Origin of the sequence: Paraflavitalea devenefica, from assembly GCF_011759375.1 — a bacterium.
GTDB lineage: Bacteria > Bacteroidota > Bacteroidia > Chitinophagales > Chitinophagaceae > Paraflavitalea > Paraflavitalea devenefica.
In genome coordinates, this window is record NZ_JAARML010000002.1 from 96,683 (window position 1) to 121,682 (window position 25,000).

Sequence of the window (25,000 nt, forward strand, 5' to 3'; positions counted from 1 at the left end):
TGCCCGTTGTTGTTGCTGAGTTTAACCCATTGATCTGCAATTATTTTTAGTGTCTGTCTACATGATAGCAGAGCTATTGCTTTGCTATATACCCTAACATTTTAATTCATAAATGACAATGAACAGGATCATTGCCTTCTGGGCTATTACTATTCTATTGCCTGTATCCCTTGCCGCACAAACGCGTATCGTGCAGGGAACAGTGTTGGATAAATCCAATAACCTCCCGCTGGCCGGTGTTAGTATACAGGCCAGTGGTACTGCTGTAAGTGCTGTTTCCGATGTGCAGGGAGCTTTTTCTATAGCTGTATCCGGCAACACAGTGCTTACCTTTTCTTACATAGGATACACTACCCGGCAGCTACCGGTTGACAGCCTGCAGAACAACGGGCAGGTATTTCTTACACCTGCCGATCAGTCACTCGATGCGGTGGTGGTCACCGCCCTTGGCGTTTCCAAACAAAAGAAATCCCTGGGTTATGCTACCCAGGAGTTAAAGACAAAAGATATATCAGAAGCCAAGGAGGCCAACATTATTAATGCACTGGCAGGTAAAGTGGCCGGCGTGCGCATTACCAACACCCAGGGCGATATGGGTTCTTCACGCATCGTAATCAGGGGTGAAACTTCTATTGCCAGTAACAACCAGCCCTTATTTATTGTAGATGGTGTGCCCGTAGATAACTCCCAATTGGGCGCAGGAGGTTCCAGGGATTACCGAAATGCCATTGCCGACCTCAATGCAGAAGATATAGAAACCATTAGTGTATTAAAAGGGCCGAATGCTGCCGCTTTGTATGGCTCCCGTGCAGCACATGGCGTTATCCTCATTAAAACCAAAACAGGTAAAAGCCGTAATGGTATAGGCGTTACCGTCAACTCTAATACTACCTTTTCCAGCCTGCTTGTACTGCCCGATTACCAGAACGTGTTTGGCCAGGGCGCAGAAGGAAAATTCAGCTATGTAGATGGCAAAGGCGGTGGCATCAATGATGGGGTAGATGAAAGCTGGGGCCCTAAAATGGATGGCCGCCTCATTCCACAGTTTTACTCTAAAAGAGTGCCCGTTCCGTTTGTGCCGCATCCTGATAATGTAAGGGACTATTTCAAAACAGGCGTACTGCTCAGCAATAGCATTGCCCTCGATGGCGCCGGCGATAAATACAACTACCGCATATCTTTTAACAATGAAAAGCAATGGGGCATAGTGCCTAATAGTGAAGCGGGTAAGAACAACCTTTCCTTCAATGGTTCCTTCGAGGTTACACCCAAACTAAAAGTGGGCGTAGGCGCCAACTACATTGTGACCGATGCTCCCAACTTACCGGGCGCCGGTGGCCGCCGCGCTACCAGCACCATGTTGCAGTTTACCTGGTTTGGCCGCCAGGTGGATATTAACCAGTTACGCGATTATAAAGATGCAGCGGGTAATACCTTCAACTGGAACAACAGCTACTACAGCAACCCTTTCTGGGTAGCGTATGAAAATACAGTGAGCCAGCGCCGCAATAGATTCATTGGTAATATCAACCTGACTTATGATATCATTGATGGGCTTTCCTTTAATTTCAGAACAGGCAGTGACTACTATAACGACAAACGCAAACTGAAAATAGGCTATGGTACCAATGGTACTCCGTTTGGCTCTTACCAGGAAACCAACTACATCGTTAGCGAGAACAATACAGAAGCTATCCTGCGTTACAACAAAAACATCAATGAGGATTTCAGCCTCGATGTATTGGCTGGTGGCAACCTGCGTACCAGGATCTATGAAGAAAATGACCAGCAGGCGCCCAGGCTGGCAGTGGCCAACGTATACACACTGGCCAACTCCCGTGATCCGCTCATTTCTTCCAACTACTATTCCAAATTGAGGACCTGGAGCGGCTTTGCTTCTGCACAGGTAGGCTATAAGAACTTTGCTTTCCTTAACCTTACTGCCCGCAATGACTTGTCTTCTACGTTGCCACAACAAAACCTTTCTTACTTCTATCCTTCGGTAAATGCCAGTGTGGTGCTTACCGATGCACTGGATATCAAAAGCAATATCCTCAGCTTCCTTAAAATACGGGGTGGATGGTCGAAAGTGGGTGCGGATGCGGAACCTTACCAGTTGATCAATACCTATAACTTCAATGCTCCCTTTAATGGCAATCCACAGCTCACTACTTCCGGTATTGACCTCAATCCCGATCTTAAATCTGAAAGCACCAATTCTACAGAGGTGGGGGTGGAAGCTGCCCTGCTCAACAACCGCGTACGGCTGGATGTGAGCCTCTACAATACCAATAGCCTTGACCAGATATTGAAAGTAGATGTAAGTCCCACTACAGGCTATACCCAAAAACTGCTCAATGCCGGTAAGCTCAATAACAAGGGTATTGAAGTACAACTGGGGCTCACACCGGTTAAGTTGAAAGACTTCCGCTGGGACATTGATCTGAACTATGCTGCCAACAAAAGCAAATTGCTGATACTGGATAACGAAGGCCGTTTACAGAACTATGTGCTGGGTTCATACAGGAACATACAGGCGATCGCTTCTGTGGGCAAGGCTTACGGTACCTTGTTCGGCAATGCTTACAAGCGCGATGAATCCGGCAATATCGTGGTAAACGGCAGCGGTATTCCTGTAGCCGATCCTTCCAAAAAAGTACTGGGTAAATTTACGCCCGACTGGATAGGCGGTATCAACAACAGTTTCTCTTACAAAAACTTCAACCTTTCTTTCCTCATAGATGCCAGCATCGGCGGCTCTTTATTTGCAGGTACCAACTCTACCGGTAGTTACACCGGTGTACTGGCCATGACATTGCCGGGCCGCGATGCAGAACATGGAGGTTTATATTATTATTATCCGGGTAACAACAAGGCCAATGGAACAGTAGCCCTGCCCAAAGGTGGTGCGCCACCCACCGGTGAAACAGTGTATGATGATGGTATCATCTTCGATGGTGTTACGGCTGGTGGTACTGCCAATACTACCATCATTCCTGCTTCACAGTATTACAAAGCAGCGCGTAACATTGAAGAAGAGTTTGTGTATAGCGCTTCTTATGTAAAGTTCAGGGAGTTGAAACTGGGTTATACATTGCCACTGAAGCTCATCAAAAAGATCGGTCTTACAGGGGCTACCATAAGCCTCGTAGGGCGCAATCTCTGGATCATTCACAAGGATGTACCCAACATCGATCCCGAAACAGCTTTTACCAGTGGCAATGCGCAGGGCCTGGAAGACCTCACCCTACCCACTACCCGTAGCTATGGGTTCAACATCAATGTTAAATTTTAAACGGTTCGGGTGGGTCACCTTCCAAAGGTGGCTCACCCGAACCGGGTAAACAATCAATTCAAAAAGTACGATCATGACTAAGCATATATATGGATTGTTAATAGCCGGCCTTTCCCTTACAGCTATTTCCTGCAAAAAAGACCTGGCGGAGATCAACAAAAACCCCAATGCTGCCGAAAATCCACAGCCGGATTACCTGCTCACCGCTACGCAGAAAATAACATCCGACCTGTATTGGGGCGCTGATAACAACTTTAATTCCACCCTGCTCATCATCCAGCATTGGGCCAAGATCCAGTATACCGAGCCCGACAGGTATATCTTTTCCAACAGCAGCTTTACGGCACTGTGGAATACAGGGTATGCACAAAGCATAACCAACCTCAATACCATCCTAAAGATGCCGGCTGAAAAGGCCAACGACAATTACAAAGGCGTGGCTACCATCCTGCGCTCCTGGATATTTCAGTTGCTTACCGATGCCTATGGCAATATTCCTTACACACAGGCAGGTGACATACGCCAGTACCTTACGCCTGAATACAATACGCAGAAGGACGTATACTTTGGATTGCTGGATGAACTGAAAACAGCCGGCGCTACACTATCCACCTCCGGCTCTGCCATCGCAGGCGATATCATTTATGGCGGAAAAATTGACCGCTGGAAGAAACTGGCCAATGCCCTGCGCTTACGCATTGCCTTGCGTATAGCCGACCGGGAACCGGAAAAAGCCAAACAGGTAATTAATGAAGTGTTAAACAGTGCCGATGGATTGATCAGCAGTACGGAAGAAGCTGCCCGCTTTGTGTATACCACTGCTCCACAGCAAAATCCTGTGGGCGCCTGGTTCGATACGAGGGATGATTTCCGTGTTGGCAAAACACTGGTAGACAAGCTCTATGCGCTCAATGATCCACGGCTGCCCATCTATGCCAACAAACCAACGGATCCATCTGTTACTAATTACGTGGGTGTACCCAGCGGGCTTAGCAACAGCGCTGCCAATAACCTTGGTTTTGCCAAAACATCAAAGCCCGGTTCATACTTCTCGGCGCCTGCTTCACCATCGGTGATCATCAGTTATGCAGAAGTATTGTTTGACAGGGCAGAGGCAGCCGCAAGGGAATTTACGGCAGAGAATGCGGAGGAGCTGTATAATCAGGCCATCAAAGCCTCCTTTAACCAGTTTGGTATTACAGATCTTACGGTGATCAGCAATTATACTGGGCAAACTGCCGTCAAATACGATGCTGCCAACTATAAAAAGTCCCTTGGTGAGCAAAAATGGATCGCGTTATTTGGTCAGGGGCTGGAAGCGTTTGCCGAATGGAGAAGATTGGATTATCCCCAGCTTGCCCCTGGTGTGGAAGGTGTGCTGGACGGTAAAATACCCGTACGCTTCATCTATCCCGGTTCCGAACAGGCCCTGAACAAAGAGAACTATTCTAAGGCGATAACCAACCAGGGTACCGACAACTTATTAACCAAATTATGGTTCGACCGGTATTAAAATACAGTAAACAGCGCTCTGCGAGGCTTGCTTGTCCGTCGAAGCTTTAGCGAAGACGGGTAGCCTCGCAGCCCTATTCCGGGGCTTTTAGCCCCCGGTAACAATTACCTAAAATGCATAAATTCGTTGCATGCGTACAACAAGAAAGAAAACCTGTTTTATCCTTTTACTGATCGCCGCCCTTGGTCTCACAGCCGCCGCCCATTCCCCAAAAGCGGTGCTCAGGCCCGGTATCTGGAAAGGCGTGATTCAGCGTCCCGACGGGCAACAGATCGTTTTCAATTTTGAAGTAAAACCTGTTAACGGTAAGACCGTACTGTATGTACTCAACGCCACGGAGCGATTGCTGGTAGATGATATCCGGCAGGAGGGCGATTCGGTATGGATCACAATGCCGTTCTTTGATGCCCACTTTGCGGTGGCTATCAAAACCAATGGCAGCCTGGAAGGCAAGTTCATTAAGATTAGTGGCGACCGCCGGTCGGAGATACCTTTCTATGCATTGCCCAATAACAAAGAACGTTATCGGGCTACGGCCAAACCGGCTTACAACGTTACCGGCCGCTGGGCAGTTACTTTTGGTGAAGGTAAAAATACCACCCTGGCTGTTGGTGAGTTCCGGCAGGCCGACAATGGAAAAGTAACAGGCACTTTTCTTACACCTACCGGCGATTACCGCTTCCTCGAAGGCGTCATAGCAAAAGATACCCTGAAACTATCCGCCTTTGATGGCAGTCATGTATACCTCTTTGTGGCAAAGCTGGATAACGACAGTACCATTACCCAGGCCGTTTTTTATTCCGGGGGTACTGGTAAAGAGGACTGGGTGGCGCGTAAAGATCCCAATGCAACATTGCCCGATGGGTTCGATGCTGTTAAACTGAGACCTGGTGAAAGCAAACTGAATTTCCGCTTTCCATCTACTGAAGGAGAGGTGATTGCTATCAATGATGCACGCTTCAACAATAAAGTAGTGATTATTCAGATACTGGGTTCCTGGTGCCCCAACTGTATGGATGAAACGAAATTCCTGGTTGACTACTACAAAAAGAACAAACAACGGGGTGTAGAAGTAGTGGGACTGGCTTATGAGCGTACCACCGATTTTGAGCGGTCTAAACAAGCGCTGGCCACCTTCCAAAAGCGGCTGGGGATAAACTATCCGGTCCTCGTTGCTACGGCGGCCGTGTCCGATCCGCAGCGAACGGAAAAAACCTTGCCGCAGATAGAACCGCTGCAAGGATTTCCTACCACCATCTTTATTGATAAAAAAGGAAATGTGCGGAAGATCCATACGGGTTATGACGGCCCTGCCACCGGTCAGCACTATGAAGCATTCAAAAAAGAATTTGAAGAGCTGGTCAACTCATTAATAAATGAGTAACAAGGTCAGTGTCCCGTAGGGACTACCACTTTGTAGCAAAATATGTCGTATAAACCCATTGGCCCCATAGGGGCCACCCTTCGGTGCTGGCATACTTGTTTACACACATCAATTTGCAGGATATTAAAACAAGGCTTTTCTTTGCCTTGTTTTTTTATTCCCATAGAGTAACAATACAGCTATATGAACTACCAGCCTGCTCCCGATAGATACAGCAAAATGCAATACCGCCGTTGTGGCAAAAGCGGCATTCAGTTACCTGCCCTGTCATTGGGCCTGTGGCACAACTTCGGCCACGTGGATGTTTTGGAAAACGCCCGCAACATATTGCGTCTTGCATTTGATAACGGGGTTACCCATTTCGACCTGGCCAACAACTATGGTCCGCCTCCCGGCAGCGCCGAAGAGAACTTTGGTAAAATACTCAAAGAAGATTTTGCCGGCTATCGTGATGAGCTCATCATTTCCTCCAAAGCTGGTTATACCATGTGGGAAGGCCCTTATGGCGACTGGGGTTCTAAAAAATACCTCGTGGCCAGTCTGGACCAAAGCCTGAAGCGCATGGGGCTGGAGTATGTAGACATCTTCTATCATCACCGTCCTGATCCCAATACGCCCCTCGAAGAAACCATGAGCGCGTTGGACCTCATCGTACGGCAGGGCAAGGCCTTGTATGCAGGAATATCCAATTATCCCGCCGAAGAAGCGCGCAAGGCTATTAAAATACTGCGACAGTTAGGTACACCTTGTTTGATACACCAGCCTAAATATTCCATGTTTGTACGCTGGGTAGAAGAGGGCTTGCTGGATGTGCTGGAAGAAGAAGGCGTGGGTTGTATTCCCTTTTCGCCATTAGCGCAGGGCCTGCTCACCAACAAATACCTCAAAGGCATTCCTGCGGGTTCCCGCGCCGCCAAAGCCCATGGCTTCTTAAAAGAGGAAGAAGTAACGCCGGAACGTGTAAAGCAAATACAACAACTCAATGAAATAGCCGTACAACGTGGTCAGTCATTGGCGCAGATGGCGCTCGCCTGGCTGCTCAAAGATCAGCGCGTTACCTCTGTGCTCATTGGCGCCAGCAGCCCGGAACAACTGGCCGACTCCCTGCAGTGCCTGAGGAGCAAGCTATTTACCAGCGATGAATTGGAGGCGATTGAGAAAATATTGAAATAGGGTTTAGTTTCTGTTGTCGGCTATCACCCCTCTTTTACTTCCGCTGCCTTTAGCTGTTTTTCCAGGATGGCCACCCGCTGCACCAGGGCATCCAGGTTGCGGAAATGAACAAAGGCCTTCCGGTATTTATTGGCATCGAATGCCGGCGATCCCATGTAAGTCTCGCCTGGTTTCGTAATGCTTTTGGATATGCCCGATTGCGCCGTGATGATCGTATTGTCTGCCACCTGCAGGTGTCCTACAATGCCTACCTGGCCACTGAACATACAGTTTTTGCCGATCTTGGTAGATCCCGCTACTACACCATGAGCCGCGAAATAAGTGTTCTCACCAACCTCCACATTGTGTGCAATATGAATGAGGTTATCGAACTTAACCCCTTTGCGCAGAATAGTGGAGCCCAGGGTAGCGCGGTCAATGGCGCAGTTGGCGCCGATCTCCACATTATCTTCTATGATTACATTGCCTGTTTGCGGTACTTTTTTGTGATCGTTTTCCGGATTGAAGCGGAAGCCATCGCTTCCTATCACCGTACCGGAATGGATAATACAGTCTTTACCAATTACGGTCTCTGAGTAGATCTTAACACCTGCAAACAAAGTGGTATTATCCCCAATCACTACATTGTCACCCACATATACCTGCGGGTATATCTTTACATGATTGCCTATTTTGGCATTGTCACCAATGAAAGCGAATTCTCCGGCATAAATATCTTGGCCAATGGTGGCGCTTTCTGCAATGAAAGCCATCTTTGAAATGCCTTTTTTGTTCAGCTTCACCTGGTTGTACATTTCCAGCAATTGGGTAAAAGCATTGGCAGCACTTTCTACCCTTAGCAGGGTGGCGGAAACAGGCGCCGTAAGCACAAAATCTTTATTGATAATCACCAGCGAGGCGTTGGTTTTATAGAGGTAAGGCGTATACAGCGGGTTGGCCAAAAAGGAGATGGAGCCGGGTTCGCCTTCTTCAATTTTTGATAATTTGCTAATCATAACGCTGCCGTCGCCTTCTATCTGTCCCTGTAAAAGATCGGCTATTTGCTGTGCGGTAAATTTCATGTGCGGTGTTTAGTGGTGTTAAGGATGAATAATAAGTCTGCCAGGTACGCTGGCTAAAGATAGTTGAATATTTGGTGCCGCTGCCGGTTTACTGCTTTTCGTTTGTTATCATTTTTATCATTTCCCATCATTTTATGCATAAGTCATCACCCGTACTGGCGGTCCTTCCGTACTGTAAGTACATTTGTGTGGGAAAGCAGTATAGTGGAAGCATGGCGGTAGTATGGGGGAAGCATAGCTGAAGCATACCCGAAGCATACCAATAGCATGCTAATAGCGTAAAATAAAATTATCAGCGACTTATGAAAAAGTGGCACGGTAGCTCGCGCCCGGTCAACAAAGTATAAAGCAAATTAATAATTTCGGTCATCTTATTATCCATCCTGGTGTCTTTTGTATTTCCTGATCTAATATGTCAAAACTGGTGATATTGGCCATGCCGGTAAAATAGCGTACAATGGCCAAATATGCAACTTAATTGCTTACGGTGTTGATTAGCCGGACAGACGATGCAGGATGGTCAAACCTGTCCCATCTTATACATTTGTCCATCACCCAATCTTACCCGCTAACGATGAATAAAAAGCCTGCTTTCACCCGCCGTGATTTCGTAAAACATTCTATGGTGCTCGCAGCCGGCCTGCCGGTAGCCGGTGCACTGCCCGTAATGGCAGCAGCACAGGAATCGCCACTGCCCACGCCGGTACCCCTGCAATGGCTCGATGGCAAAGCGCCCACACTGACCGGCGGCGTCACCTTCGGTGTTCCCTGGCCCAAAGGTGCAGTACCCGCTACTACCGACTTCGGTTTGCAGCAGGCTGCCGGTGAACAGCTACCCCTGCAATCATGGCCACTCGCTTACTGGCCCGATGGCTCGCTCAAATGGACAGCCCACGCCACCACCTGGCAAAACACACCGCCTGATAACTTATTGCTCATGCCACAGAAGGCGCCCACAACAGGCACTGCTCCATTGGCCACAGAAAGTGCTGAGGCTATCACCATACGCACAGGTATTATAGAAACTGTCATCAATAAAAAAGGGGCTGTCATCATTCAATCGCTGGCGCGTAACGGAAAAACAATCGCGCAGGAAGGAAAGCTTGTACTGCTTACCCGCAGCAACCCCGATAATGATCCGGGCGAGCCTGTCAATACGGTACAGTTTACCGGAAGCATAGACAAAATAACCCTCGAACAAAATGGCCCCATCAGGTCAGTAGTAAAAATAGAAGGCCGTCATACCAATGCAACCGGCCGCGTCTGGCTGCCCTTCATACTGCGTTTATATTTTTACAAGGACAGCGATGCCCTGCGCGTCCTGCACACCATCATCTATGATGGTGATGAGCAAAAAGATTTCATCAGTGGCCTAGGCATCCGCTTCACCGTACCACTGCAGGAAGAGCTGCACAACCGCCACATCCGTTTTGCCGGTGCCGGGCAGGGCGTCTTTGCCGAAGCCGTGCGCGGACTCACTGGCCTGCGCCGCGATCCGGGCAAAAACATCACCACAGCCCAGGTGGCAGGCCAGACCACACCACTGCTGAGCAGTTTTCCGGAAGCCGTGGCGCAGCGCCTCCAATACATTCCCGCCTTTGGCGATTATACCTTATTCCAGTCCTCACCCAACGCCTTCGACATTCAAAAACGTACCCGTGCAGGTTATGGATGGATACAAGCCGCTCATGGCACACGCTCCGAAGGCCTCGTTTACCTGGGCACACCATCCGGTGGCATAGCGCTTGGCATCCGCAATTGCTGGCAAAGCTATCCGGCCCAATTCGATATCCGCAATGCGCATACAGAAAAAGGCGAGCTCACCGCCTGGCTATGGGCTCCCAAGGCTGGCGCCATGGACCTCCGCTTTTACCACGATGGCATGGGGCAGGATACTTTCACAGAGCAGCGTGAAGGCCTCGAAATTACCTATGAAGATTATGAACCCGGTTTTGGTACACCGTTAGGCGTGGCCCGTACCAGCGAGTTGCAAGTACACATACTGCCTGTTACGCCTTCGGCGCAGCAGTTTGCACAGCTCGCTGCTGCCCTGCAGCAGCCTCCTTTATTGGTGGCCACCCCAGCTACCTTCACCACCGCAGGCGTATTCGGTATGAGTTGGTATCAACAATCCGGCAACTCCGATCAGAAAGCAACACTCGAAAAGCAATTGGATGGGTACTTTAATTACTACCGGCAGCAGGTGGATCAGCACCACTGGTATGGTTTCTGGAACTATGGCGATGTAATGCACTCCTACGACCGCGACCGCCATGTATGGAAATATGATATTGGAGGTTTCGCCTGGGACAACTCCGAACTGTCTACCGATCTCTGGTTATGGTATTACTTCCTCTATACCGGCCGTGCCGATGTATTCCGGATGGCCGAGGCCATGACAAGGCATACCGGTGAAGTAGATGTGCACCACCTCGGCAGGTTCAGTCCCCTTGGCTCCCGTCACAACGTGCAGCACTGGGGCTGCAGCGCCAAGCAACTGCGCATCAGCACCGTGGCCAACCGCCGCTTCTACTATTACCTCACTGCCGATGAGCGTGTGGGCGATCTGATGCGCGAACAGGTAGAGGCCGTCCGCACCCTGCACCACATCGTGCCCGGCCGCAAAGTAGGACAGCAGGCCGCCACCGCCGCCGGCTATGCCAACGTGGCTTTTGGTACCGACTGGGGAGCCATTGCCGCAGCCTGGCTCACCGAATGGGAGCGCACGGGCAATGCACATAGCAGGGAGAGGTTGTTCAATAGCATGCGCACCATCGGTCAGCAACCTTATGGCTTCTTCTCCGGTGCGGCCGATATGGAGCTCGCCACCGGTAAATTTCAGCTTACCAAAAAGGCAAAACCGCAGGCATCCCACCTCAGCGCCGTGTTCGGATTGGCAGAAATTTGTGCAGAGCTCATCGCATTAACTGACATTCCGGCTTTTGAAAAAGCATGGCTTCAATATTGTGAGCTGTACAATGCTTCTGCGGAGCAGCAGCGCGCTGCGCTCGGAAGCGATCTTGGTAAGCTCAACCTGCGGCAGGCGCATGCCCGGCTTACGGCCTTTGCGGCCCGGTGTAAACAGGATACCGCCCTGGCGGCCCGCGCCTGGAACGAATTCTTCGAAGGCGGCGCAGGCATACGTAATCCCATGCCGGCTATAAAACACCTGCAGGGGCCGCAGGTGCTCAACCCCGTAGAGGAAGCGGACAACATCTCCACCAATGCTGTAGCGCAATGGGGCCTCACCGCACTCATCCTGCTGGGTATCATCGGGCCGGCCTTACCGGATAAATAATTGTAAATTCCGGTCACTAAAAGTTTATGTGCGTATGCAGGATACATTCTTCTTCCAGGCCATGTTATACCTGGCTGCAGCAGTCATCATGGTACCCATCGCCAAAAGGCTCGGCCTCGGTTCTGTATTGGGTTACCTCATAGCAGGCATCATCATTGGGCCCGCAGGGCTGAAACTCATTGGTAAAGAAGGGCAGGACCTCATGCACTTTGCCGAATTCGGCGTTGTCATGATGTTATTTGTCATCGGCCTTGAGCTGGAGCCTTCCCGTCTCTGGCGCCTTCGCCGTTCCATCATTGGCATGGGCGGCATGCAGGTAGTCATCACAGCCATGGTAGTAGCAGGTATAACTGCCTTTTTCCGGGTGCAATGGCAGGAGGCATTGGCCCTTGGGATGATCGTATCCCTCTCTTCCACGGCCATCGTATTGCAATCCCTCCAGGAAAAGGGATTAATGCAATCTGCCGCCGGGCAAAGTTCCTTTGCGGTACTGCTATTCCAGGACATTGCCGTCATCCCGATGCTGGCCCTCTTTCCGCTGCTGGCCAGTGAACCGGCCAATGCAGCGTCAAGCCTGCACAATACCGGCCTTGCCGGCGGACTGCCTGCCTGGGCGCAAACGCTCATGGTATTGGGCTCAGTATTACTCATCATCGTGGCCGGCCGTTACGGTATGCGCCCGGTATTCCGCCTCATTGCCAAAACAGGCATGCGCGAAATGTTTACCGCCACCGCCTTACTCCTTGTGGTGGGCATTGCGGTACTCATGACGACCGTAGGTCTCAGTCCGGCCCTCGGTACCTTCCTCGCAGGAGTGGTATTGGCCAATAGCGAATACCGCCATGAACTGGAGACAGATATTGATCCTTTCAAGGGACTATTGCTGGGTCTCTTCTTCATTGCAGTGGGCGCCTCCATTGATTTCTCGCTGCTCATAGCCCGTCCCTTCTTTATAGCCATACTGGTATTGGGCGTTTTATTCCTCAAGACCATCATACTCTTCATCGTGGGGAAAGCGTTCAGGATGAGTACCTCGCAGAACTTCACCTTCAGCTTTGGCCTTAGCCAGATAGGGGAGTTTGCTTTCGTGCTCATCAGCTTCTCCTTCCAGGGAGGCATCCTGTCTAAAGAAATCACCGATACCATGACAGCCGTAGTGGCCGTCAGCATGGCGCTTACGCCGCTGCTTATGATGCTCAATGAAAAATGGGTGCAGTCCCGTATTTGTAAAATAGGTGTCGCGCCGGCGGAAAGGGAAAGTGATGTGCAGGAAGAAGATAACCCGGTCATCATTGCGGGCTATGGTCACTTTGGCAATACCATTGGCCGTTTTCTGCGTGCTAATAATATTGGCGCCACCATCCTCGATACCGATAGTGACAACGTAGATTGGCTTAGGCGCATAGGTTATAAAGTATACTATGGTGATGCCAGCCGGTCCAATCTGCTGGCGATAGCAGGCGCCCATAAGGCAAAGCTCATCGTCATTGCCATTGGCGATCAGAAAAAACGCCTGGAGATGATCGAGACCATCAAAAAGCATTTCCCCAATCTGCAGATGCTCGTACGGTCTGCCAACCGCTATGATGCCTATGACCTCATGAATGCCGGTATGCTGTACATCTACCGGGAAACCCTCGATACCAGCCTGCGGGTGGGGGTGGATGTCATGAAAATGCTGGGGTATTCTAACGAAATTGCCGACAGGTCGGCCAAAACATTCTTCGTACACGACGAAAAGGCCCTCAAATACCTCTCCACCATCCGTAATGATGAAGAATACATCAGTGCGGCCCGCAGGAATATGGAAGAGCTCACCATGCTTGTACAGGCCGACCGCGTTGTGCAGGAACCCAGGCAAGAGCAACAACAACTCCCCGGCGAACAGCCTGCCGAAGACCAGGTCCGCCTCGCACAATAACGATTCTCTCTTCTTTGTCATTTCGAATCCCGCCTGCGCACTGGCCTTGTGGCGATGCAGGCGGGATGAGAAATCTGCTATCGAAGCAAAAGGATCGAAGCAAACGTATTGCCGACTGCCGATTCACGATTGCCGCCTTTTCCCAGTCTATAATTTCAGTAGAAATTACTATCTTCCCACCCCTGATACGTATCCTTATTAACCAGATTAAACAACAAGATGAAAAAGATCTATTTAAGTGACGCAGGACCCAAAGTATCACCGGCCATCTATGGCTTTTACCGCTGGCATGAAGTAGACAACAAGGCAATGGCAATGGAAAAAAACATTAACCTCTGTCTGGAATTAGGCATCAATACCTTTGATCATGCTGATATCTATGGCGGATATGAATGTGAAGAACTGTTTGGCAATGTCATCGCGCAGGGTACGGTGAAACGCGAAGACCTCGTGATCTTCACCAAATGCGGCTTACTGGAACCGCATCCTTCCCGGCCCGACATACGCATCCGGCATTGTAATACCTCTAAAGACCATATCCTCCAAAGTGTTAACAACTCACTGAAAAAACTCAGGACGGATTACATAGATATCTTCCTGCTCAATAACCTTGATCCGATCTCTAACCTCGAGGAAACAGCCCTCACCCTGCAAAGGCTGAAGGAGTCTGGCAAAGTCAAAAACATTGGCGTGGTCAACTTCTCGGTATTCCAGCACCAGTTGCTGGCTTCTTACCTGAAGGCTCCGCTGGTGACCAATCATGTTGAGCTTAGCTTATTAAATACTACGGCGCTCGACAATGGCCAGGTGGATTACAGCAAGCAACGCTACATGCGTCCGCTCGCTTCTGCGCCGCTGGCTGCCGGGGAGATTGCCAATGGCAACACAGAGCAGGCCGTACGGGTGCGCAGCAAGTTGCAGGAAATAGGTAAAAAATACAATGCCGATCAGGAATCCATAGCAGTCGCCTGGCTGGTAAAGCTGGGAGCCCTGCCACTCATTGGCACCACCAGCGAGCAAAGAATCCGGAACATCGTCAATGCATTCAACATTGATCTCGATAACCAGGATTGGTACGAACTCTACAATGCTTCAAGAGGTATTTAATAAACGTCTCTATCTTTTTACTTCCCCGCAGAGTCTCCCGAAGAGCTTGTCCCGTAACAGCGGGAGGACTCTGCGGTTATCATCACTTCAGAAACAACTTAATAGCCAGCAGCTTTTTAATATCCTTAATAAGGCTATCGTCTTTCACTTCAATATAAAAGCTGGAACCTTCCGTATGGGTGCGGGCTGTCTGGATGATCTGCAGGGTATCGTCTGATAAATTACTCTTCATGGCTTCCCGCATTGCCTTCTCACCCAGTACCAGCAGGATGGCAAAGAAACTGTTACAGGGAATACAGTATATGATCACCCGTTTATGATACCTCACCCGCACATGCCAGCCAGCCTTGGGATTGAAATGCCACAATTCCTCTGACCCCGGCCGGTTTTGGAACACATACTCTCTGATGTTGCACCAATGATCGTAGGTGTCATCCAGCGCATCCCGGAATAGCTTATGTACAGGCTTTTTGGCCTGGTCTGGAAAAATAGGGCTGTACAAGTTGCAGGTTTTAAGGAGTAATCTAAACGGATGAATGATAGTATATAGTGTGAACCCGTTGCATAATGACGGGTATTCCCTTATTTTTACTGTCCACAAATAATGGCAAATCCGAATACAACGATTCTTTCACCTCAACCTGCTTGCATGCTGTTACCTGCTATAGGAAAAAAACGAGTCTGGCTCCTGGGTCTTCTCTTGTTAATAGTTGTATTACCTGCCTGGTCGCAATCAACGGCAACAAAAAATAGTCAATGGCCGTTGGGCAACTTTATCCGGCCACCGCACGTGAACCCTGTTATTGCTCCCGATAGCATCACCCGTTTCTGGTGTCCTATGAATGAGAAGCAGGTCGACTGGGAATCCAATGACACCTTCAATCCTGCGGCTATTGCAAAGGATGGCACCCTGTATGTACTATACCGCGCAGAAGATAAATATGGGATAGGCATTGGTTTTCGTACATCACGCATTGGCCTCGCGGCCAGTAAAGATGGGCTCACATTCACCAGGCGGCCCGCACCGGTATTATATCCTGATAAAGATGCACAGAAAGAAATGGAATGGCCTGGAGGATGCGAAGACCCGCGTATAGCAGTAACGGAAGAGGGTACTTATGTTGTATTGTATACACAGTGGAACAGGAAGGTACCGCGTATTGGGGTGGCTACTTCACGCGATCTTATAAACTGGACCAAACATGGCCCTGCTTTCAAAAAAGCGCACGGGGGCAAATTCTTTAATACGCCTACCAAATCTGCGTCTATTATAACCACCCTGAAAAATGGTAAACTGGTCATTGCTAAAATACACGGTAAGTACCACCTGTATTGGGGTGAGTACAAGGTAAGCATGGCCACTTCTACCGATCTCATCAACTGGGAGCCGGTGCTGGATGAAAAAGGAAACCTCAAAACGGTCATTGCACCGCGGAAAGGTTACTTTGATAGTGATCTTACCGAGTGTGGCCCACCGGCGCTGTTAACCGATAAAGGTATCTTGTTATTGTACAATGGTAAGAACAGCAAAGAAGGCAATGGCGATCCACGGTATACGCCCAAAAGCTATTGCGCCGGCCGGGTGCTCATGGATGCTAATGATCCGTTCAAAGTAATAGCGCGTGATGATCAGCCTTTCCTGGTGCCTTCGGAAAGCTTTGAAAAGAGCGGCCAGTATCCGGCCGGTACCGTGTTTATAGAAGGGCTTGTTTATTTCAACAACAAATGGTTCCTCTATTACGGCTGCGCCGATTCCCGTGTGGCAGTAGCCGTCTACGATCCGGCAGCAAAATAAAAAATAAGCGGTAAGTAGCGAGTAGCAAGCAGTAATCCACCACTTGCCACTCGCTATTCACCACTTGCTTTCTAAGGCGTATCCCACCACAATGGTGTCAGCAGCCGGTACCTTTCTGAATTATCACCCACTGCTTCCGGATTGCGGTTCTGTTCATTCGTTTCATACACCATGCCGCGTATCCATTGATTGGGATTGGCAGCATCAAAGATCACTGTGTTGAGATTCGCAGGTCGCCTGAGTGATGGGCCATAAATAGCCGTACTGTAATCCATGCGCCGCATATCCACCCAGGTTTCAGGATTGAGGCATTGCGTAATATACTTCTGCCGCATAATATGGCTCAGTCCCTGTGTAAGGTTATCAAAATGCGTGCTCAGCCCATCAGCATCCTGGGCAGTCCAATAGGCATTGATGTCTCCGGCAGTTACACCCAGCTTGCGCATATTGGCTGTTACGCCCTCCCGGTAAGCGGCCAGGGCGCCCGCTTTATCATTTCCCCGCAGACTTGCTTCCGCTTGTATCAGCTTCACTTCTGAATAAGTAATAAAAGGGAATGGCGAAATACTATCTGTGTAATAACCGCTTCTGCTAAAACGGCCATAGTCATTCTCACTGGTGAAAGTACCGGTGCCATCCTGTCCGCCAGCCAGCCCCGCGCCGGACCGCAGGCCACGGTATTGTGCGTCTGAAGCGGCAGGCTTCATAATACGGCTGATGCGTGGGTCCTGGAAAGGCGTTTCCGTCACCGGGAACTTCGTCAGTATATTCACAAAGAACTGCGACCAGGTAAAATAGCGCGGATCAGTAGCACTCGTAAAACCACCCCAGCTTGCCCACGGGTTTTGATCTGTTTGCTGTCCGGTGCCCAGGTAAGGGAATTGCGCATCCATACCATCTGCATTAAAACCATTCTGGCAGGCCGCAATAATATTGGCGCTGTTGTACAGGTTTCCTTTTTTAGACAGGTGGTTCATATACCTCGCGCGGAGTGACCACGCAAAGCGCTTCCATTTATTTACATCGCCCTGGAATAGAATATCACCGCCACTGAAATTCAACGGCGTGGTATTGGGACCATCAAACTTGGTAACAGCATCTGCCAGCAAGGAATCAATATAGCGGTATACGGTAGGTTGATCGTCCATTTTGGGCAGCAGGTTGATCTGGCCTTCGCCATTATAAAAATCACTGGCTACAATAGAGCCGTACTGGTCGGTAAGCATACCCAGGTTCAAGGCCAGCAGCACCTGGCCGGCGCCGGCAAAATGCAGGTTGTTCTCTTTCTTGCCCAGCACGATCAGGTCCACACAATTGGGCATGGTGAATACATAAGCATTCTGCCAGAAGAAATAGCTGGCGGTAAAGCGCCAGGTCTCTGCATTGCGGTTGGTACCGGTGAGCAGTTTGGTAACCCCATATTGTGTCGTGCCAGCTATTTCGCGGGCCCCTCTCCACATGGAAGAACCATTAGTAGTAGTGATAGCGCCTATCAGCCGGTTATGGGCCGGCATGGCCGTAGGATTATTAGGGTCTTTGTTTACATCCAGGAACTTTTTACAGGAACTGGCAACCAGCAAAGACACCGATATAATAACATAACTGATCTTATTCATTACGTGCTTCATAAACGAATTTTAGAGTGATATTTTCAAACTGATGTCCACACCACGGGTAGCAGGAATACCCAGGTTGTCAAAACCGAAAGAGCCGGTGCCGCCTACACCGGCGCCACTGCCCGATACTTCAGGATCAACGCCGGAATAATCCGTAATCAGGATCAGGTTACGTCCCGTAACAGATACCTGTGCATTCGTAAAAGGCGTTCTGCCCAGTAGTTTCTTAGGCAGGGAATACGTGAGCGTGGCATACCGCATGCGGTACCACGATCCGTCTTCTACGAAATCATAGCCCTGGAATGGATAAATAGTTTGATAATAATTCTGGTCCAGTACCACCGATTGGGTGTTCTTGGCGCCGGTAGACTCTATAATGCCATCAAATACCATCGTACTGCCGCGCTTCAGTGTTTTAGTGCTGAGCCCCGCACGCACCAGGTAGTTTTCAGTGGCATTATAAATAGCTCCACCAATACGCACATCCCACATAAAGGCCAGTGAGAAATTCTTATAATTGATTGTATTCGTCAGGCCACCCACCCAGTCAGGGTTACGGTCACCAATACTTTGAAGAGTAGATTGTACCTGCGGATAGCCGTTATTAGCCAGTAGCAATTGGCCGGCAGTATTCCGCTTCCATACATTGCCATTAATGCCAAACAAACTACCATACAGGAAGGCGGCGCCTTGCGCTACGTTACCTGCTGCCCAGGCGTCGGACAACTCCACACGGTCCAATGCACCCGGCAATGACTCTACCGTAGCTGTATTCTTCGCAAAATTCAGGTCTACCGTCCAGGTAAGATCTTTATTCTTAATAGGCGTTCCGTTGATCATCAGCTCCACGCCCTTATTCCTAATGGATCCTCCATTCAGGTAAGCCAGGAAAGAACCGGAAGAAGGTGGCGTGCGGGTGGCCAGTATCTGGTCGTCGGAGAGCGTTCTGTAATACGTGAAATCAAGACCCAGCCGGTTATCCAGGAATCGTACCTCACCACCCAGCTCAAGGGAATTGGTGAACTCAGGACGCAGGGTAGGGTTACCAAAATAATCATTCGAGTTCAGGATAAATCCGCGTGGGTTGATCGTAAATGTATTGGTTACATTTGATAGGGTAGTGGCCAGCACATGGGGTGGCGCATCTTTACCTACCCTGGCCCAGGAGGCCCTGATCTTACCATATGACAGTACCTTACCCGTAACGGTTGAACCCAGTTCTTCCAGCAGGTCGGTCACTACAACAGAGGCACTGAATGCGGGATAAAAGAATGACCGCGCATTCACAGGCAGGGTAGACGACCAGTCATTCCGGCCGCGTACATTCACATAAGCAATGCCTTTCCAGTCGGCACTGAAATCACCAAACACACCAACGATCCTGCGCTGCTGGATGCTTTGTGAAACTGTTCTATCTGTTGTCAGCGTATTATTAATACTGGGGAAAGTAGGGTTGATGAAATTACGGCCGTACCAGAATTCTGTTTGCGATTTATATACTTCCACATTATTGCCCAACGTAAGGCTCAGGTTAATATCATTAATAGCGTGCTTGCCGGTTACCAGCAGCGTGGAAGTAGTGATCTGGTTGTTGCGGGTACTCTGGGAGATGGCTCCTCTTTCTTCCCCGATAATCGTAGTGCCAGCAGCACGCACACTGGAAAAATTATCCGTGTAATAATCTGTTCCCAGCCGGTAAGTAATATTCAGGAACTTGAAGGGGTCATAAATGGCATTACCTACAAAAATAAACCGGTCCACATCATCTGTGATAGGATTGTTTTCAATACCCCAATAGGGATTATCTGTCCCTACAATTGTTCTTTGTGTACCGTCCGGCTTCAGGTAATTGCGCATATCGTCATTCTTTGGCCAGAAGATCACGCCCAGCATCGTACCACCGCCACTCGTCGTGGTGGAGGTTGCTTCAGCAACACCTTTTCCCTGCAATACATAACGCCGGTCGGTCCTTGCATAACTGGCGCTGCCACCTACTTTAAATTTATCACTCACCCTTGTATCGGCCGATACACGGAATGATTTACGGGTGAAGTCGGTATTTTTCACAATACCATCCTGGTCAAAGAAAGAACCCGATGCATAAAAAGTAGTCTTATCATTGCCGCCGCTCACCGAAACATCATGCCGCTGGGTAAAGCCTGATTGAAAGAAATTACCCAGGTTATCATAAATGGGCTCTCCGGCAGTAAATGCCGGTCCCCAGGAACCGGTAGAAGCGGGGTTAAAAACACCTTGCTCTCCTTGTTTATACGTGCTTTGCATATCGGGCAACCGGCTCACATGATCAAAGGAGGCTGTACCTGAATAACTAATAACTGCTTTTCCGGCAACACCTTTCTTGGTAGTGATGACCACAGCGCCGGAGGCAGCGCGCAGGCCGTACAGGGCGGCCGCGGCCGGTCCTTTCAATACAGTAATGCTCTGTATATCTTCCGGGTTGAGGTCAATGGCGCGGTTGGAAGGAGGAGCCGACTGACCTACCAGGTTAGTGCCCTGGGTCACGGCCGTGCTGTTATCCATCGGGATGCCATCAATTATATACAGCGGCTGGTTATTACTGCTTAAGGAAGTACCACCCCTGATCAACATAATGGCCGAAGCGCCGGGAGCGCCGCCGGAATTGGTGATCTGTACACCGGCCACCTTGCCCTGCAGGGCATTCACCAGGTTGCTCTGGTGCGATTCTGTTAGTGCCTGTGCTTTCACTTCCTGCACGGAATAACCCAATGCCCGTTTTTGTTGTGTTACGCCAAAAGCAGTTACCACCACAGCAGTTTCTGTTTTCCCATCGTCTCCCTGCAACTGGATCGTTACCGTGGCAGGGCTATTGGCATTTACAGTCACAGATTCGGTGGTCATGGGATAACCTACATACGATACTTCCAGTGTGTACGTGCCGGCATTTACTTGGCTGAACGTGAACCTGCCGTCCTTGTTCGTAACAGTGCCCCGGCTGCCGGGTCTTAAAAAGACGGAAGCGCCCTCTACAGGCGCATTCTTTTCATCGAGAACAGTTCCGGTAATGTTTTGTGCTGCTGCATGCAGCATTCCTGCTAACAGGAAAATAGCGGTCATGCGCATAATCCGGAGCAGCCTTCTTTTTCCGGACCGTGCATAAGCATGCGGGCGTGTGTGGCAATTTTGCATACCTGAGTGATAGTTTTTGGTTAACAATAGAAACGGTGGTTTATACAAACCATCCTTTTCAGAACGGCCTGTCTGTTATAAACGCGTTAGTCCTTATATCAATGCCGGTTTTTGCAGTGGTTGCAATGGGTGTCGGTTCTTTTAGCTTTTCAGCCTGCAGGGTTGTGCAATTGTTTGTACGGCATTAGGCAGGGGGAATGCTTGTCAGGCTGAGCCTGTCGAAGCCGGATTGGTATACAATCTATTGTAAGACGAAAGTTACGTATAGATTGCTGCACCGGGAAGGGCAGCTTTTTATGGTTTACTCCTGCGGATAAACCAGCAACGTATGCTGGCTGGCTGTATGCAGATCGCGCCATACACGGTTGATCGCTGTGGAAGGATTGGCAGCGGTAAGGCCACAGAAAGGATACAAGGCATCTACCTGTTGCCGGGCAATCGTGGCCAGGCGCCGGCTGGTATGGCTCATCTCCTGTAATAAAATATCAGTTACAGTTTGTTGGGAAAACATCATTGCCCAGGACCGGGTAATGGCTGTATAGAATTGTGTTCTTGCCTGTTGAAGTGTTGCTGTTGCTTCCTGCAGCATAGCTGTCAAAGGCGGGAGGGGAGTGCTGCCATTGGGGTGGTTTATCTTCTCTGCAAATAAATCATGGCAAAGGTCCAGGAAACGTATGGCCATACCGGAATAATTAACGGCCAGCGTGGCTTCGGCAAACTGCAGGAAAGGAAAATGATAAACAGGGTCGGTTAAAACAGCCCGGCCTGGTTGAAGCACAAAACTTCTGTTGGCAGGAACGGTCAGCCTGTTTACGGCAAACCCATTACTGGCAGTAGCGATCATACCGGTAGGCTGCCAGTTTTCCCGGATCGTCACTTCTTCCCGGTGAAACCAGAAAGACTGCACCAGCGGACCACCTGCCAGGTCCTGCAGGGTAATGCCATCCTTTTCTATCACACAATTGGCAGTAAATACGGTGGCATGGGGTGTGCCGGTAGCATAGTTCCATTCGCCGGTGATCTCATAACCATGGGCGGTAACTTTGGCAACACCCGAAGCCTTGCCGCTTCCTGCCAGGCATACCTTACTGTTGTTATATACTTCCTGCGCTGCCGATGGTTCAAGGAAGCCGACAAACCAGTTGGCCCCGCTGCACAGGGTTACCGTCCATCCCGTGCTGCCATCTGTCCATGCCAGTGCTTCTTCTATGCGCAGGGCTTCCGGCAGGGGGAGAGCCAGTCCGCCATAGGCGGCAGGTACAAATAAATTAAACCAGCGCTGTGCATAAATAATCGCCAGTTGTTCATCATGCAGCCGGCCGGCCTTTTCTGCTTCGGCAGATAAATCACGGATGGCCTGTACCACTTCAGGAACTATAACAACAGATGGATGTGATGGTGTGCTCATAATAAATACAAAAATGTGAAACGTTAAACCTGTAGCCTCAAACGCGAAACCCTCAAACCTCTGCACTCAGGCTCCTGGCTTCCGGATGCTGAATCCTGGATTCTTTCTTCAATATCTTACTCCACTTCCTATATCCCAGTATCGCTACAATAAACAGGAAGGTAGTCAGCGCCGCATACAAAGGCAATTGTTTGTGCAGTAATAGGGGCACAGCAAAGGCATTTGATATATTCAGTAATATCCAGTTCTCGATCTTCCGTTTGGCCAGTAACCACATGCCTGCCCAGGCGGTACAGGTTACCCAGGCATCCCAAAAGGGTACTGTAGAACCGGTGAGGTGTTTCAGGGAGAGGGAAAACACCACAAAGCCAACCAGCACGATCAGCAATACGATCATCCATTCACGCCGGTTACAGCGCGAGATCTTTACCGGCGGTAAATGTTTCTTTTTCACCCAGTGCCACCAGCCATACACGCTCATCACAATATAATAGCCATTCAGCAGGCATTCGGCGTACAGACCGGCTTCAAACAAAATAAAAATAGAGAGGCTGGTAGCTGCAATACCGGTAGGGTACAGCCAGATCTTATTGGCTTTGGCAAAAAGTACTTCTGATACGCCAAGCGCCAGGGCCAGCCATTGTATAAAGGGAGTAGCGGCTAATTGTTGTCCCAGTAAAGTGAACCATTCTGATACGTTCATACAAAACAATTAAATAGTATGAACCCAAAGGGAGATGGTATGCGCATTAAACGCATTAGTAAGTATTATTCCTCATCCCTACGCCGGTATTATCCGGATCAGGTGTCTGAAAGAAGCATTGCTTCTTTCAATGGGTATAATCTCAGCCTTTCTTTCAGCCTCCCGTTTGTACCGCGAAGCAAGGCACCCCTTGAGTCGTAAGGGGGCAAAGATAAGGCTAAAAAGAAAAAATGGATTTTCTTTTATGGATTTAACCATGCTGTGCATCACAGCTCCCAATCAATACCCGGTGATATTTAAACCAATCGAATTATGATCTGTAAACCTGTTGTATCCTGTGTGATCAGTTTGTGTATGGCGCTTACCGTGATGGCGCAACCTTCCGCCCTTGACAAAAACAAAGTACAGAACCTTTTCGAGGAGCAGCAATACGAAGAGGCCATCAGCTACCTGCAGCCTGTTATCGGCAGTGATTCTGCCAATGCACAGGCCCTGCGCCTGTTGAGCTATGCCTATTATATGAATGAGGATATCCTACGGGCGCAGCAGTGTTATTGGAAGCTTTTTGATCTTGATTCTAACAATATTACTGCCAATCATTATCTCGCTACCATCTATTACAACAGGGATCCGGATATAGCCATGAACTTCCTGGGCCGCCTTATCCGGCTGCAGCCGGATAAGGCCCAGTACCATCGCGGACTGGGCGAGCTGCTCAGTCGTGCCAAAATGAAAGATTCCGCTTTACTATACCTGAATCAGGCCTATGCACTGGCGCCGGGTGATTACAAGAACCTTGTGTCATTGGCGGAAACACTCATTGATATTAAAAACTATACGAAGGCAGATAGTCTCCTCGAAATAGGACTGGCGCGCGACTCTTTGAATATGTCCGTGCTGAAATCCCGGATCAGGAGCGCCTATGAAGCCAAAGACTACAAAAGCATTCCGGTGCCGGGCGAAAGGTTAATACGGCTTCAGGAAGTAAGCTTAAACACCCTTACCAAAGTGGTGCTGGGCTACTACAACCTGCAGCAGTATGAAGATTGCATTCGTGTATGCGAGTACATGTTCAGCATGGAACTGAACGTGGAAGCTGTTTATTACTATGAGGCAAAAGCATTGGCCAAATTAAAAGACTATAAGAAGAGCAATGAGATGCTGGAAATATGCCTCGGGAAAGCCATCTCCAAAAATGCGGAAATGTATTATTTCGATCTCGGGCAAAACCATGAAGCCACCCGGCAATTCAAAAAAGCAGTGGCTGCCTATGATACCGCCTTCTATCTCTTTAAAGCACCGCTGGCGTTATACAATTGCGGCCGTATCTATGAGGCGGAACTCAAAAATGAAGCCCTCGCACGCCAGTACTATACCCGCTATCTGGCTCTCGCTAAGCCCGAAGCCCCCGACGAAAAAAGAGCCTATGCCTACGTAAAGGAACGGTGGGGCAAAAAGAAGCCGAAGAAATAATTTACCACCCACTTTGCCGCCCACTTATGCTTACCAGGAATTTTATTAAGTATTCATAATATGCTCATTTATACATTAATAGGTC

Annotated in this window: 15 protein-coding genes and 1 riboswitch; of the genes, 9 read left to right on the forward strand and 6 right to left on the reverse strand. The window is 49.4% G+C overall.

Features of this window, described 5'->3' with window-relative positions; genetic code table 11:
* Positions 1-118: 118 nt before the first annotated feature.
* From HB364_RS10000 to mgrA, 4 genes are all read left to right on the forward strand, one after another.
* Positions 119-3,295, forward strand: a complete 3,177-nt coding sequence (locus HB364_RS10000; protein WP_167287847.1) for a SusC/RagA family TonB-linked outer membrane protein — start codon at positions 119-121, stop codon at positions 3,293-3,295.
* Positions 3,296-3,368: 73 nt separating this feature from the next.
* The gene (locus HB364_RS10005) at positions 3,369-4,808 is read left to right on the forward strand and encodes a SusD/RagB family nutrient-binding outer membrane lipoprotein (protein WP_167287848.1); all 1,440 of its coding nucleotides are present in this window, start codon (positions 3,369-3,371) and stop codon (positions 4,806-4,808) included.
* Positions 4,809-4,938: 130 nt separating this feature from the next.
* A complete protein-coding gene (locus HB364_RS10010) occupies positions 4,939-6,192 on the forward strand; it encodes a peroxiredoxin family protein (protein ID WP_167287849.1) in 1,254 nt (417 codons plus the stop codon).
* Positions 6,193-6,375: 183 nt separating this feature from the next.
* Positions 6,376-7,365: an L-glyceraldehyde 3-phosphate reductase gene (mgrA, locus tag HB364_RS10015; protein WP_167287850.1), complete on the forward strand. Its 990-nt coding sequence runs from the start codon at positions 6,376-6,378 to the stop codon at positions 7,363-7,365.
* 23 nt (positions 7,366-7,388) lie between these two features.
* Here mgrA and lpxD read toward each other — a convergent pair whose 3' ends face one another.
* Complete coding sequence (gene lpxD, locus HB364_RS10020) at positions 7,389-8,426, reverse strand: UDP-3-O-(3-hydroxymyristoyl)glucosamine N-acyltransferase (RefSeq protein WP_167287851.1); 1,038 nt, start codon at positions 8,424-8,426, stop codon at positions 7,389-7,391.
* A gap of 574 nt (positions 8,427-9,000) precedes the next feature.
* Here lpxD and HB364_RS10025 point away from each other — a divergent pair.
* The 3 genes from HB364_RS10025 to HB364_RS10035 all read left to right on the forward strand — a co-directional run bounded on the left by HB364_RS10025 (position 9,001) and on the right by HB364_RS10035 (position 14,752).
* Positions 9,001-11,724 (forward strand): exo-rhamnogalacturonan lyase family protein, encoded by a 2,724-nt coding sequence (locus tag HB364_RS10025; protein ID WP_167287852.1) that lies wholly within the window; start codon positions 9,001-9,003, stop codon positions 11,722-11,724.
* A gap of 34 nt (positions 11,725-11,758) precedes the next feature.
* Positions 11,759-13,645, forward strand: a complete 1,887-nt coding sequence (locus HB364_RS10030) for a monovalent cation:proton antiporter-2 (CPA2) family protein (RefSeq protein WP_167287853.1) — start codon at positions 11,759-11,761, stop codon at positions 13,643-13,645.
* Between the two features lie 219 nt (positions 13,646-13,864).
* Positions 13,865-14,752 (forward strand): aldo/keto reductase, encoded by an 888-nt coding sequence (locus HB364_RS10035; RefSeq protein WP_167287854.1) that lies wholly within the window; start codon positions 13,865-13,867, stop codon positions 14,750-14,752.
* Positions 14,753-14,834: 82 nt separating this feature from the next.
* Here HB364_RS10035 and HB364_RS10040 read toward each other — a convergent pair whose 3' ends face one another.
* The gene (locus tag HB364_RS10040; RefSeq protein WP_167287855.1) at positions 14,835-15,254 is read right to left on the reverse strand and encodes a DUF3788 family protein; all 420 of its coding nucleotides are present in this window, start codon (positions 15,252-15,254) and stop codon (positions 14,835-14,837) included.
* Positions 15,255-15,401: 147 nt separating this feature from the next.
* On the opposite strand from HB364_RS10040, the gene HB364_RS10045 reads away from it, so the two are divergent.
* Positions 15,402-16,547: a glycoside hydrolase family 130 protein gene (locus HB364_RS10045; RefSeq protein ID WP_167287856.1), complete on the forward strand. Its 1,146-nt coding sequence runs from the start codon at positions 15,402-15,404 to the stop codon at positions 16,545-16,547.
* 71 nt (positions 16,548-16,618) lie between these two features.
* On the opposite strand, the gene HB364_RS10050 is transcribed toward HB364_RS10045, so the two are convergent.
* The 4 genes from HB364_RS10050 to pnuC all read right to left on the reverse strand — a co-directional run bounded on the left by HB364_RS10050 (position 16,619) and on the right by pnuC (position 23,442).
* Positions 16,619-18,175, reverse strand: a complete 1,557-nt coding sequence (locus HB364_RS10050; protein ID WP_167287857.1) for a SusD/RagB family nutrient-binding outer membrane lipoprotein — start codon at positions 18,173-18,175, stop codon at positions 16,619-16,621.
* A 9-nt stretch (positions 18,176-18,184) separates the two neighbouring features.
* A complete protein-coding gene (locus tag HB364_RS10055; RefSeq protein WP_167287858.1) occupies positions 18,185-21,331 on the reverse strand; it encodes a SusC/RagA family TonB-linked outer membrane protein in 3,147 nt (1,048 codons plus the stop codon).
* Positions 21,332-21,632: 301 nt separating this feature from the next.
* Positions 21,633-22,739 (reverse strand): acyl-CoA dehydrogenase family protein, encoded by a 1,107-nt coding sequence (locus HB364_RS10060; RefSeq protein WP_167287859.1) that lies wholly within the window; start codon positions 22,737-22,739, stop codon positions 21,633-21,635.
* Between the two features lie 52 nt (positions 22,740-22,791).
* Entirely contained in the window at positions 22,792-23,442 is a 651-nt protein-coding gene (gene pnuC / locus HB364_RS10065; RefSeq protein ID WP_167287860.1) for a nicotinamide riboside transporter PnuC, read from the reverse strand.
* A gap of 58 nt (positions 23,443-23,500) precedes the next feature.
* Positions 23,501-23,643: riboswitch (TPP riboswitch) on the reverse strand.
* Between the two features lie 111 nt (positions 23,644-23,754).
* Between pnuC and HB364_RS10070 the strand changes: the two genes are divergently transcribed.
* The gene (locus tag HB364_RS10070) at positions 23,755-24,915 is read left to right on the forward strand and encodes a tetratricopeptide repeat protein (protein WP_167287861.1); all 1,161 of its coding nucleotides are present in this window, start codon (positions 23,755-23,757) and stop codon (positions 24,913-24,915) included.
* The last annotated feature ends 85 nt before the right edge of the window (positions 24,916-25,000 follow it).

Excerpts from the sequence above, each read along its gene's own strand:
- HB364_RS10000 (WP_167287847.1), top strand. The coding sequence starts at position 119 with ATGAACAGGATCATTGCCTTCTGGGCTATTACTATTCTATTGCCTGTA.
- HB364_RS10005 (WP_167287848.1), top strand. The coding sequence starts at position 3,369 with ATGACTAAGCATATATATGGATTGTTAATAGCCGGCCTTTCCCTTACA.
- HB364_RS10010 (WP_167287849.1), top strand. The coding sequence starts at position 4,939 with ATGCGTACAACAAGAAAGAAAACCTGTTTTATCCTTTTACTGATCGCC.
- mgrA (WP_167287850.1), top strand. The coding sequence starts at position 6,376 with ATGAACTACCAGCCTGCTCCCGATAGATACAGCAAAATGCAATACCGC.
- lpxD (WP_167287851.1), bottom strand. The coding sequence starts at position 8,426 with ATGAAATTTACCGCACAGCAAATAGCCGATCTTTTACAGGGACAGATA.
- HB364_RS10025 (WP_167287852.1), top strand. The coding sequence starts at position 9,001 with ATGAATAAAAAGCCTGCTTTCACCCGCCGTGATTTCGTAAAACATTCT.
- HB364_RS10030 (WP_167287853.1), top strand. The coding sequence starts at position 11,759 with ATGCAGGATACATTCTTCTTCCAGGCCATGTTATACCTGGCTGCAGCA.
- HB364_RS10035 (WP_167287854.1), top strand. The coding sequence starts at position 13,865 with ATGAAAAAGATCTATTTAAGTGACGCAGGACCCAAAGTATCACCGGCC.
- HB364_RS10045 (WP_167287856.1), top strand. The coding sequence starts at position 15,402 with ATGCTGTTACCTGCTATAGGAAAAAAACGAGTCTGGCTCCTGGGTCTT.
- HB364_RS10050 (WP_167287857.1), bottom strand. The coding sequence starts at position 18,175 with ATGAAGCACGTAATGAATAAGATCAGTTATGTTATTATATCGGTGTCT.
- HB364_RS10055 (WP_167287858.1), bottom strand. The coding sequence starts at position 21,331 with ATGCAAAATTGCCACACACGCCCGCATGCTTATGCACGGTCCGGAAAA.
- HB364_RS10060 (WP_167287859.1), bottom strand. The coding sequence starts at position 22,739 with ATGAGCACACCATCACATCCATCTGTTGTTATAGTTCCTGAAGTGGTA.
- pnuC (WP_167287860.1), bottom strand. The coding sequence starts at position 23,442 with ATGAACGTATCAGAATGGTTCACTTTACTGGGACAACAATTAGCCGCT.
- HB364_RS10070 (WP_167287861.1), top strand. The coding sequence starts at position 23,755 with ATGATCTGTAAACCTGTTGTATCCTGTGTGATCAGTTTGTGTATGGCG.